Consider the following 11,862-nt stretch of genomic DNA (forward strand, 5'->3'; position numbering starts at 1 on the left):
TTAGAAGAAGGGGTTAATAAAGCATATGAGCGATTATATATTAGAGGTTTTGGGGATATATAAAACTTATACAGGAACGAAACCAGTTTTACAAAATGTTGATTTTAATTTAAAAAGAGGAGAGATTCATGCTTTATTGGGAGAAAATGGGGCTGGAAAGTCTACTTTGATTAAAATTATAAGTGGTGTATTGCAACCTAATAGCGGAGAGATTATTTTAGAGAGAAAGAAGATTCATCTGAAAAATTCTATGGATGCTCAAAAATATGGTATTGCTGCTGTTTTCCAGGAGCTTGCCTTATTTTCGGAATTGAGTGTAGCTGAGAATATATTCATCGGCCATTATAAATATAGTCCATTTTTAAAAAATATTGATTGGAAGAACCTATATAAAGAAGCTGAGAATTTATTAAACTCCTTAGGGATAGAATTGAATCCTAAGATTACTGTAAAAAATCTCAGTATAGCTGAAAGACAATTAGTAGAAATTGCAAGAGTTTTATCCATAAATCCTAAGATTTTAATTATGGATGAACCTACTTCTTCCTTGACATTAGAAGAAACCCAAAGACTTTTTAATATTATAAGAAATCTTAAGAATAAGGGCACTTCTATTATATTTATTTCTCATAGGTTGGAAGAGGTTTTTGAAATAGCTGATAGAGTGACAGTACTAAGAGATGGACAATATATAGGAACAAGAGATGTAAAAGATACAAATGTGGATGAGTTGATTCAAATGATGGTAGGAAGAAAGTTAGAGGATATGTATCCTAAGGTAGAGGCTAAAAAGGGTGATATTCTGCTTAAGGTAGAAGGATTAACAAAACATGGAGAATTTTATGATATTTCCTTTGAACTTTATGAAGGAGAGGTTTTAGGAATAGCAGGACTTGTAGGTTCTGGAAGAACAGATGTTGCTCAAACTTTATTTGGAATAAGAAAAAAAGACAAAGGTAGGATATATATAAGAGAAAAAGAGGTAGAAATAAGTAGTCCTAAAGATGCTATAACTCATGGAATAGTCTATGTTCCTGAAGACAGGCATCAGCATGGACTACTTTTACCTATGGATATTGTATGTAACGTTACTCTTCCTATTTTACAAAGTTTAGCCAATAAAGGAATTATTAATAAACAAGAAGAAGAAAATCTTACAAAAAGATACTATGAATTATTAGATATTAGAGCTACGGGATTCAGACAAAAGGTTATGAATTTATCTGGAGGAAATCAACAAAAGGTTGTCCTTGCTAAGTGGCTTTCTACAAATCCAAGGATTCTTATTTTGGATGAACCTACAAGAGGTATAGATGTGGGGGTTAAAGTGGCTATTTATAACCTAATCAATAAATTGGTTCAAGAAGGTTATGGAATAATACTTATCTCTTCAGAAATGCCTGAGGTGATAGGTATGAGTGATAGGGTTTTGGTGATGCATGAGGGAAGATTAGTGGGAAGCCTTTCAAGAAAGGAAGCAACTCAAGAAAAGATTTTGTCATTAGCTTGGGGAAGAGGACATCTGGTAAAGAGTTAACGATTAAAGGAGGCTGTTTATGACAGAGTTAGATACTTTGAGTGGAATAAAGAAAGATAGTAATATATCAAGGTTGAGAGAGATAGGCATGATATTTCCTCTTTTCTTTTTTGGTCTAATTATAGCTATAAGAAATCCCTATTTTGTGACCTAGGAGAATATTCGTTATATTCTTCTTGATGCATCTATATTGAACATTGTGGCTATAGGAGAAATGATGGTAATTTTAACTGGGGGAATAGATCTTTCTGTTGGCTCTAATCTTGCCTTGACAGGTATGATTGTCTCTATGCTATATAGAGATCTGCATAATCTTCCGGTTATTTTAGCACCAATTTTAGGTATTATTATTGGGGGTATATGTGGAGCTTTAAATGGTTTATTTGTAGCAAAAGGTAGGGTAATCCCGATTATAGCTACACTCTCTACCATGTATATTTTTAGAGGGCTTGTTTATATTATAAGTCAGGGAAAGTGGGTTAATGCTCATGAAATGCCTGAAGGTTATAAGCTCTTAACAAGGGTAGAAGTTTTTGGTATTCCTATCTTGATTATTTATGCTTTTATAGTTTTTCTTCTTTTTTACTATATACTCAACTACAAATCTATAGGAAGAAGTATATATGCAGTAGGTAATAATCCCCAATCTTCGGTCTATATTGGTATAGATAAAACAAAAGTACTTTTTTTAGTCTATCTAATATCAGGAATTTTATCAGGTCTAAGTGGTGTTTTATATACTTCAAGATTTGCCTCTGCGGAAAGTAGTGCTGCTGTAGGGTTTGAATTATCTGCTATTTCTGCTGTAGTTATAGGTGGAGTAAAAACTACTGGAGGATCAGGAAAAATAGGAGGGGTTGTTTTAGGGGTATTATTGTTGACCATGATAGTAAATGGGTTAAATATTATGAGAATTTCTCCCTTCTATAAGCTTGCTCTACAATGACTTATGTTTTTGACTGCAGTAGTAATAGATTCCTTGATAGCAGAAAGAACTCAAAGAAGGTATAGGAGGAAATCATGAAGTTAAAAATTAAAATTACTTGGGAAATAATCTTACTTATATTGATTATATTAGTATTTGTAATAAGCAGTATTTTGTCTCCTTATTTTTTAGATATAGTAAACCTACTTGATAACACCACTAATTTTATGGAGAAAGGATTAATCTCCCTTGCTATGGCGTATATTATTATTAGTGGAAATATAGATATCTCAGTAGCATCAAATATGGGAATGACATCTGCTTTTATGGGTGTCCTTCATAGAGCAGGTACTAATATTTGGATTTGTGTTTTAATAGGGCTACTAATAGCTACTTTAGGAGGATTTTTAAATGGTTATCTAATTGTTAGATTTAGGTTACCTGCTATAGCAATAACTCTTGGTACTTACGCTCTCTATAGAGGAATAGCTTATATTTTATTACAAGACACAGCAGTAGGAATTGAATCTGAAAGCTTTATGTACTTAGGACAAGGGTATATAGGAAACACTCCCATTCCTTTTTCATTAGTAGTATATATTATTTTTGCTTTTATTTTTGGCTTTATATTACATAAAACCACTTTTGGAAGATACATATATGCTATAGGGAATAATGAGCAAGCGTGTAAATTTTCAGGTATACCAGTAGAAAAAATAAAAATAATATTATTCACTCTTATTGGTTTTATGTCTGGTTTAGGAACTATATTTTTAACATCAAGATTAAGCAGTATAAGGCCTGACATAGGTAGTGGTTTAGAACTTGAAGTTATAGCAACAGTGGTTTTAGGAGGAGTAAGCATATTGGGTGGATCTGGAAATATGATTGGGGTTGTACTTTCTCTATTTTTACTTGGATATCTCACTTATAGTCTTAATCTTTTAAATATACCAAGCCAAGTGATAACTATTATACTTGGATTATTATTAGTATCAACGATTCTAATTTCTAACTTTATAGAGCAAAGAAGAAAACTTGTAAAATCTTGAAAGGGGTGTTTAATAAATGGAGAGAGAACTTGGTGCTAAGATTTGGCTTATACCAGATGCATATTTGCCGGATGTGGGTGATGTTAATTTACCAAGTCATGAGTCTACATGTATTTTAAATGTAAATGATAAACCTGCTACTGTTAAATTTACCTTCTATTTTGAAGATAGAGATCCGATAGAGTCAAAAGAGATAGTTGTTCTTGCAAAGAGAACATGGCATGTAAGATTGGATAGATCAGAAGAAATTCTTGGGGTGAAGCTTGAGAGAGATGTACCTTTTGCGATTAAAGTGGAGAGTAACGTAAAGATTGTGGTGCAACATTCAAGATTAGATACAAGACAACCCAATCTTGCCTATATGACTGCTATTCCTTGGAATATCGATTAATTAATATTTCTTTAATGTTTTTATGCTTGACATTTAAGGGTGTAATGTTAATATAAAAGAAAAAGAAATGAAAATAAAAAATAAAAATAAATAAAAGAAAAAAATAAAAAGGAGGTGCTAAAGTTGCCAAAAGAGATAAAAGTATTCCCAGAGTTTGAACCAGGATATATTGATGTTGGCGGGAAAGTCCCAAAGTTTCAATATAATAAATCCCTTAAAGATGAATTAAAAGAGGGAACAATAACAAGGGAAGAAAGTATTGATCTTTTTAAATGTATGCTTATGATTAGAAATTTTGAAGAGATGATATATGAATTGAGGGCAAATAAGGGGAAGTATGGGAATATACGCTATTTATATATAGGAGCTACTCATCTATCGATAGGACAGGAAGCAGTACCTACGGGTGGAATATCGGTTATTAAGAAGGATGATTATATAACAAGTACTCATAGAGGACATGGAGATGCAATAGCTAAAAGTTACTTTGGATTAAAAGATATGTCAGAAGAGGAGCTTTTTTCTTTTATAGAAAGTAACAAAGAGATTGCCAATTTTTTAGGTTATGACTGGAAGAACAAAAATAAAAATATTTTATATCAATGCGCTCTTGATATAGAACTCTTTATGGCTATAGGAGAACTATTTGGAAAGGAATGGGGGGCATGTAAGGGAAGAGGAGGCTCCATGCATATTGCGGATTTTAGTGTAGGTCATTTAGGGGCGAATGCCATAGTTGGAGGTAGTATGGGAATTGCAGTGGGATCTGCTATGGCATCAAGATATATGGAGGATGGAAAAGTAATCCTATGTTTTATTGGAGATGGGGCTATGAATACGGGTATAGCTCATGAGGCGTTGAATATGGCTTGTATGGCTCAATTCACTAATGGGTTGATGAAGAAAAAGTTTGGTGTACCAGTCATATTTATGGTTATTAATAACCAATATGGAGAATCAGGTCAGCAAAAAGGAGAGGTCACAGGAATAGATTATATTGCAGAGAGAGGATTTGCTTATAACAAAAAGGGAATGCATGCTGAAGTAATAAATGCTATGAATGTTCTTGCTGTAAGAGATGCAGTAAGGAGAGCAGTGGAAAAAGCAAGAAGTGGAGATGGCCCTATTTTGCTTGAGTTTTGGGGATATAGATTTATGGGACATTCTTTAAGTGATACATTGGAAAAACCAGAGGAAGGTACTTATCGTACATATGATGAGCTTCAAGAATGGAAAAAATATGATCCTGTAGAAAATTTTGCTAAGGAATTGATAATGGCTGAGGTACTTACAGAAGAGGAAGTAGAAAATCTTAAGAGAGAGGCTCGCAAAAAGAATGAAGAAATAGCTGCAAAAGTTATAGAATCTCCCAATCCTGATCCTAAACAAATGACTCTATATGTATTTAATGATACTCCTATTGACGATTATGTACCTGAAAAGTTTAGAAACATTACTGTGTTAAAAGAGCCAGCCTTTAAAGATAGGGATCCAGAGATAGAGATAAATTATAAAGAAGCTATAATTGAAGCCTTGTATCAAGAAATGAAGAGAGATGCAAGGATACTCATGTGGGGAGAGGATATTGCTGATTATGGTGGTTCTTTTGGAGAAACAAAAGGTTTATTGGAAATATTTGGTAGAGATAGAATATTTAACACTGCTATATCGGAAGCTGCAATAGTAGGAACAGGAATTGGTGCTGCTATGAGAGGATTGAGACCTATTGTTGAGATTATGTATATTGATTTTATTTTAATTGCTTTAGATCAAGTGGCAAACCAAGCTGCTAAGATGCGTTATATGACTGGTGGACAAGCAGAAATACCTCTTACCATAATAACCACTATTGGTGGTGGTAAAGGATATGCTGGACAACACTCTCAAAGTATTGAATCCATATTAACCCATTTTCCAGGATTGAAAATTGTTGCTCCATCAGATGCTTATGATGCAAAGGGGCTTTTAATATCAGCTATAAGGGATAAAAATCCTGTGATTTATATAGAGCATCAAAATCTTCTTCAAGATCCATTACTTTTGTCTCTTTCAAAAAGAAAAGTACCAAAAGAGGATTACATAATTCCAATAGGGAAGGCAGATATTAAAAGAAAAGCTAAGAATTACGATAAAAGTGTAACGGTAGTTTCATGGTCAGCCATGTTATATGCGGTTTTAAAGGCATCAGAAGAGTTAGAAAAGATAGGAATTGAATTAGAGGTTATAGATTTAAGAAGTCTCTATCCTTTGGATATGGATACCATAATAGATTCAGTAAAAAGGACAAGAAGATTTGTGATTGTAACTCAAGCAGTAGAGTTTATGTCATTATCAGCTGAACTAATTACTCAACTCTTTGAAAAAGCAAATTCATATTTGGAGAGACCACCATTGAGGATAGGGGCTCCTTATTGTCCACCCCCAGCCTCTCCAGTTCTTGAAAAGGCTTACCTTCCCAATGATAAGAGAATAATAGATGAGATTAAACAGTTATTTTAAAAAGGAGGAAGAGTGAGAATGGTAAAGAAAATTGTTATGCCAAAGGTTAGTGATGTAATGGAAAATGGGACTGTCACTACTTGGCTTAAGAAAGAAGGAGAAAAATTGCAGAAAGGAGAACCATTATTAGAGATAGAGGTGGAAAAGGCAATAATGGAGATAGAGAGTGAATATGATGGTTATTTAAGAAAAATATTAGTAAAAGAAGGAGAAACAGTTCCTGTTGGTACTGTTCTTGCTTATGTTACAAATACCTTGGATGAGGAAATTCCTGAATAAGGAGGCATAAAATTTGAGTGGAGATAATGAGGTAAAAAAGATACTTTTGAGTACTACCAGAAGGACTATAGCTGAGAGACTTTTGAAGAGTAAGCAGAGTATACCTCATTTTTATGCTGAGTTAGAGATGGATGCTACAAACTTAGTGAATGTGAGAGAAGAGTTTATAAATAAAAATAAAGTAAAAATATCTTATGATGATCTTATTATCAAGGCTGTAGCATCCTCTATAAAGGACTTCCCTTTAATAAATTCTCGTTTTAAGGAAACAGAAATAGAACTTTTAGCGGAGATAAATGTTGGTTTTGCGGTTGCTTTAGGGGATGAAGGTGTAGTGGTGCCTGTAATTAAAAATGCTGATAAGAAAGATATTCTTCAGATATATGAAGAGAGGATTTTATTGATAGAGAAGGCAAGAAATAGAAAACTGAGAGTTGAAGATATATCTAATAGAAGTATAACAGTAAATAATGTAGGGGTTTTTGGAATAAAGTCCATATTAGCCATAATTAATCCGCCTGAAGTTGCTATAGTTACTTTTGGGGCTATTCAAGATAGAGTGGGTGCTGTAAATGGTGAGATAATGGTTAGGAAAATGATGGATATTACACTTTCAGCAGACCATAGAGTAATAGATGGGGCTTATGGTGCTAAATTTCTTGTAAAGATAAAAGAATTTCTTGAGAATCCTAACTTGTTATTAACTTAGGAGGATAATAAAAATGGAAACCATAGCTTTAAGAATGTATGGAAAGATGGATCTTAGACTTGAAAAATTTGGGCTTCCCGATATTAAGGAAGATGAAATACTTGCAAATATAATTTCAGATACCAGTTGTCCATCGACTTATAAAGAGATAGTACAGGGGGCAGAGCATCCAAGAGTACCAAAGGATATTGATAAAAACCCTGTTATTGTGGGACATGAAATGGCAGGTATTATTTTAAAGGTTGGAGAAAAATGGAAAGATAAGTATAAAGAAGGACAAAAGTTTACTATTCAACCTGCCCTTTTATATGAAAAAGGTCCTGTAGGTGTATTAAGTGCTCCTGGTTATTCATACAAATATTTAGGGGGGCTTGCTACAAGGGTCATTATTCCTAATGAAGTGATGGAACAAGATTGTCTTTTAATATATGAAGGAGATACTTTCTATAAGGCCTCATTAGTGGAACCTTTGTCTTGTGTGGTTGGTGCTGTTAATGCTCAATATCATACAAAGGAAAATTCATATGAGCACATAATGGGTATAAAGCCTGGAGGTAAAGCTGCGATTTTAGGTGGAGCAGGTCCTATGGGTCTTGCTTTTCTTTCTTATCTTATTTATGGGCCTCAAAATCCTGGATTGTTGGTGATTACTGATATTGATGATTCTAAGCTTCAAAGAGCCATGAGAGCTTTTCCTTTAGATAAGGTTAAAGAAAAGGGAATAGATATTAGATTTATTAATCCTACAAAAGATCGATCATATAAAGAAATAAAATATGATGATATCTTTGTATTATATCCCAATCCTAAATTAGTTGAGGAAGCAGACTCTCTCCTTAATAGAGATGGATGTCTAAACTTTTTTGCAGGACCAACAGACCATAATTTTACTGCATGTGTTAATTTCTATAAGGTTCATTATGATAAGCATCATTTTGTGGCTACATCTGGTGGAAATGCTAATGATATGAAAATAGCTTTAGAGCTTATTCAGAAAGGTATTATAGATCCTTCTCCTATGATTACACATATTGGAGGTTTGGATGTGGCAAGAGATGTGCTTTTAAATTTTCCTAATATTCCTGGAGGAAAGAAATTAATCTACACCCACATAAAATTTCCCTTGTCAGATATTGACGATTTTGAAAGATTAAGCATAGAAGGTCCTACAGAGCTAAAAGATATTTACAGAGATCTATATCAGATTGTTAAAGAGAATAATGGGTGGTGGTGTAAAGAAGCAGAAGATTATATATTAAATAGGGGGGAGAAAATAGATGTGTGATTACCAAAGATTAAAAGATAGGGTAGCAATTGTTACTGGATCAGCTCAAGGGCTTGGTGAGGCTCTTGCTTATAGGCTTGCTAAGGAAGGTTGTGATGTAACTGTTGCTGACATAAAAATAGATAAGGCTCGAGAGGTAGTAAGAAGAATTGAAGAAGAATATAAAAGAAGAGCATTAGCCGTGAAATGTGATGTAACGAATGAGGAAGATGTGAAAAATATGGTAGAAAAGACGGTTGAGGTTTTTGGAAAACTTGATATAATGGTGGCTAATGCTGGGATATTGATAGCTCATGATATTACTGAGTTTCCTCTTGAGGATTGGAAAAAGGTTATTGATGTAAATTTGACAGGCTATTTTCTCTGTGCGAGAGAGGCGGCCAAGGTTATGTTGAAGCAAAGATCAGGTGTAATAATACAGATTAATTCAAAATCTGGTAAAAAAGGGAGTTTTAGAAATTCTGCTTATTCTGCATCTAAATTTGGAGGAATAGGTTTTACTCAGAGCATTGCATTAGATTTGGCTCCATATAATGTAAGAGTGGTAGCTGTCTGTCCTGGAGATCTTTTGGATTCACCTTTGTGGAAAGAAAGTCTATATGATCAATATGCAAAGAGGCTAGGAATTAGTAGAGAAGAGGTAAGAGAAAGATATTTAAAACAGGTTCCCCTTGGAAGAGCATGTACTTATGATGATGTGGCAAATGTGGTGGTATTTCTTGCCAGTGATGAGGCATCCTATATTACTGGAGATGCTGTTAATGTTAGTGGTGGAGTAGAGATGAGGTGAACAAATGAGAGTACATATAGATATTGGTGTTAATGGGGCCTTTTTAACAAGAAGATGGGAAGAGCCTGAAAATTTTATAAGGCTTACAAAAGAGCTTGGGTATGATTACCATTCTTTCTGTAGTGATGTTTTGGATCCCTTCTTTAGTGGCGATAAGGAATATCAAATAGAGACAGCAAAGAGAATAAAGGAGTATTCAGAAAAATATGGTGTAGATATATGGGACTACTATACAGGAATGGCAACCCATAGGTTTCATGGTTTATCTCATAGTAATGAAAGAGTGAGAAGGAGAATGAAAGAATGGATTATATCTGCTATAAATATTGTAAGGGAGATGGGAGCAAAATATCTTGGGGGACATTGGGATGCTATTTCTGTAGAAGTATTGCAAGATCCTTACAAAACAAGAGAGAGGATGAATTACGTTTATAATACTTTTAAGGAACTTGCTAAGATTGCTAAAGATAATGGGCTTTTAGGCATTTCTAATGAACAGATGTATATACCAAGTGAAAAACCATGGACATTAAAAGAGGCTGAAGAATTTCTTATTGAAGTAAATAAAGATAATGAAGGGGTTCCTGTTTACTTAACTATTGATGTGGGCCATCAGGCTGGAATGCATTACGGACTTGCAGAAGATGATCTTTCCTATGAAGAATGGTTAAGAAGATTTGCTTGTTTTTCTCCCATTATTCATTTACAACAGACAAAACCTGATTCAAGTAGTCATTGGCCATTTACAGAAGAATATAACTCTATAGGGCATGTCAAGATTGAAAAAGTACTTTCTGCAATAAAGTCTTCTTTTAAAAATTATAAAGAAAATCCTGTATCTAAATATTTGAATCCAGTAGATAAAATAGTACTTATAATTGAAGTTATTCCACCTTCCACAAAAACTGAGGAGAAAGTATTAGAAGAGCTTAAAAAGACCTCTGATTACCTACGAAATTATATTCCTAAGGGGGGAATTTATTATGAATTCTAATATAGCAAAGCTTAAAAAGGAGCTTATAGAGATAGGGAAAAGACTTGCTATGGAAAACTTAGTTGTTGGGCCTGGAGGAAATATAAGTGCAAGGCTTGGAGATAGAATATATATAAAAGCAAGTGGTTCATCCTTTGAAGATGCTACAGAAGAGGACTATATAGGAGTAGATATAAATTCTGGAAATGTTATAGACGGTGATAAAAGGCCTTCCTCAGAAATTTGGATGCATCTTGAGTGCTATAAGCAAAGGGAAGATGTAATGGCAGTGATTCATACCCATCCTGCATATGCTATTGCATATGCTTTTCAAGATGAATCTTTAAAACCCTTTACCCCTGATATGGTTGCTCTCCTTGGAGGAGAGATTCCAGTAATTGAGTATGTAGTACCAGGAGGTAAAGAGTTTGCTGAGGCAGTAGGAGAGATTGTAAAAAATCATAATGGAGTTTTAGTAAAGAATCATGGTCTTGTTACAGTTGGGAGAAATTTAAAAGAGGCATTATATAGAACTTTACTTATTGAATCTTCAATTAAAGTAATTTTTGTGGCAAGACTCTTTGGAAAGATGCGCTTCTTTACAAAAGAACAAATAGATGAAATTGATAATTTAGAGGTTGAAAAATATAGAAAAAAATTATTAAAAGAGAGATTTTAAACTATTTCCAGGGAATATTATCTTTTCGCCTTACTTGGATTTCGTCAATGACTGCATTATTTCTAAATCTTAATAGAAATACAATAATTTCTGCAATTTCATAGGGTTGTATGAGGGATGATTTTTCAAGATCAGGCCTAACTTTGTTAACAAGATCAGTGGCAACTCCTCCTGGAGATATTAAGTGTACTCTTATACCATATTCATACACTTCTTAAGCAAGGACTTTTGTGAATCCGTGGAGTGCATGTTTAGATGCAGTATAAGCACTTTGATTTACATATCCTTTATATCCTACTACTGAAGATATATTTATAATAGTTGGAATTTCCGAGTTTTTCAAATAAGGTATGGCATATTTACATAAAAAATTAAGGAACCTTTGCATTAGTTGTCATTAAATTATCCCATTCTTCCTCTGATGTTTCTAATAAAGGTTTGGAAAGAGCTGTTCCAGCATTATTTATTAATATATCTAATCCCCCAAAATATTCAATTACTTTCTCAATAACAAACTGTGGAACATTATTTTCTGTTAAATCTATTGGCAAAATAAATACATCAATGTTTTCTTTTGATAATTCATCTTTTAGTTTTTTTAATTTATTTTCATCTTTTGCTATAAGAGCAAGGTTAAACTTTTCCTTTGCAAGCCTTCTTGCAATTTTCTTTCCAATCCCTTTGCTTGCTCCTGTAATTAAGGCTATCTTTTTAGCAAGGTTAACCATGGCTTTATTATATCA

Annotated in this window: 15 protein-coding genes; 12 read left to right on the plus strand and 3 right to left on the minus strand. The window is 33.5% G+C overall.

The annotated features are described in order from the left end of the window. The first annotated feature begins 25 nt into the window (after positions 1-25). From ACY3JO_RS02465 to ACY3JO_RS02520, 12 genes are all read left to right on the plus strand, one after another. Entirely contained in the window at positions 26-1,537 is a 1,512-nt protein-coding gene (locus tag ACY3JO_RS02465) for a sugar ABC transporter ATP-binding protein (protein ID WP_463085237.1), read from the plus strand. 19 nt (positions 1,538-1,556) lie between these two features. Further along, positions 1,557-1,691 (plus strand): hypothetical protein, encoded by a 135-nt coding sequence (locus tag ACY3JO_RS02470; protein WP_463085238.1) that lies wholly within the window; start codon positions 1,557-1,559, stop codon positions 1,689-1,691. 15 nt (positions 1,692-1,706) lie between these two features. Continuing rightward, positions 1,707-2,483 (plus strand): ABC transporter permease, encoded by a 777-nt coding sequence (locus ACY3JO_RS02475; RefSeq protein WP_463085639.1) that lies wholly within the window; start codon positions 1,707-1,709, stop codon positions 2,481-2,483. A gap of 74 nt (positions 2,484-2,557) precedes the next feature. Continuing rightward, complete coding sequence (locus ACY3JO_RS02480; protein WP_463085239.1) at positions 2,558-3,514, plus strand: ABC transporter permease; 957 nt, start codon at positions 2,558-2,560, stop codon at positions 3,512-3,514. A 16-nt stretch (positions 3,515-3,530) separates the two neighbouring features. Then, on the plus strand, positions 3,531-3,905 hold the full coding sequence (locus ACY3JO_RS02485; protein WP_463085240.1) for a sensory rhodopsin transducer: 375 nt from the start codon (positions 3,531-3,533) through the stop codon (positions 3,903-3,905). 114 nt (positions 3,906-4,019) lie between these two features. After that, positions 4,020-6,404, plus strand: coding sequence for an alpha-ketoacid dehydrogenase subunit alpha/beta (locus tag ACY3JO_RS02490; RefSeq protein ID WP_463085241.1), 2,385 nt, complete (start codon positions 4,020-4,022; stop codon positions 6,402-6,404). Between the two features lie 18 nt (positions 6,405-6,422). After that, positions 6,423-6,683, plus strand: coding sequence for a biotin/lipoyl-containing protein (locus ACY3JO_RS02495; protein WP_463085242.1), 261 nt, complete (start codon positions 6,423-6,425; stop codon positions 6,681-6,683). Positions 6,684-6,696: 13 nt separating this feature from the next. Next, positions 6,697-7,392 carry a dihydrolipoamide acetyltransferase family protein gene (locus tag ACY3JO_RS02500; protein ID WP_463085243.1) on the plus strand — a complete coding sequence of 232 codons (696 nt, stop codon included), beginning with the start codon at positions 6,697-6,699 and terminating at the stop codon, positions 7,390-7,392. Positions 7,393-7,405: 13 nt separating this feature from the next. Next, positions 7,406-8,677: a zinc-binding dehydrogenase gene (locus ACY3JO_RS02505; protein WP_463085244.1), complete on the plus strand. Its 1,272-nt coding sequence runs from the start codon at positions 7,406-7,408 to the stop codon at positions 8,675-8,677. Next, positions 8,670-9,467, plus strand: a complete 798-nt coding sequence (srlD, locus tag ACY3JO_RS02510) for a sorbitol-6-phosphate dehydrogenase (RefSeq protein ID WP_463085245.1) — start codon at positions 8,670-8,672, stop codon at positions 9,465-9,467. Before ACY3JO_RS02505 ends, srlD begins: the two co-directional genes overlap by 8 nt. A 4-nt stretch (positions 9,468-9,471) precedes the next feature. Continuing rightward, the gene (locus tag ACY3JO_RS02515) at positions 9,472-10,461 is read left to right on the plus strand and encodes a sugar phosphate isomerase/epimerase family protein (RefSeq protein ID WP_463085246.1); all 990 of its coding nucleotides are present in this window, start codon (positions 9,472-9,474) and stop codon (positions 10,459-10,461) included. Then, positions 10,451-11,119, plus strand: a complete 669-nt coding sequence (locus ACY3JO_RS02520) for a class II aldolase/adducin family protein (RefSeq protein WP_463085247.1) — start codon at positions 10,451-10,453, stop codon at positions 11,117-11,119. Before ACY3JO_RS02515 ends, ACY3JO_RS02520 begins: the two co-directional genes overlap by 11 nt. 1 nt (position 11,120) lies before the next feature. Here the strand turns inward: ACY3JO_RS02520 and ACY3JO_RS02525 are convergent, their stop codons facing one another. Genes ACY3JO_RS02525 through ACY3JO_RS02535 form a run of 3 tightly spaced genes read right to left on the minus strand, consistent with a single transcriptional unit; the run spans position 11,121 to position 11,847 of the window. Next, positions 11,121-11,330: a hypothetical protein gene (locus ACY3JO_RS02525; RefSeq protein ID WP_463085248.1), complete on the minus strand. Its 210-nt coding sequence runs from the start codon at positions 11,328-11,330 to the stop codon at positions 11,121-11,123. Positions 11,331-11,333: 3 nt separating this feature from the next. Beyond that, entirely contained in the window at positions 11,334-11,462 is a 129-nt protein-coding gene (locus tag ACY3JO_RS02530; RefSeq protein WP_463085249.1) for an SDR family NAD(P)-dependent oxidoreductase, read from the minus strand. Between the two features lie 28 nt (positions 11,463-11,490). After that, entirely contained in the window at positions 11,491-11,847 is a 357-nt protein-coding gene (locus ACY3JO_RS02535; RefSeq protein WP_463085250.1) for an SDR family NAD(P)-dependent oxidoreductase, read from the minus strand. Between the last annotated feature and the right edge of the window lie 15 nt (positions 11,848-11,862).

The sequence above is a fragment of the Dictyoglomus sp. LHC4 genome (assembly GCF_055181355.1).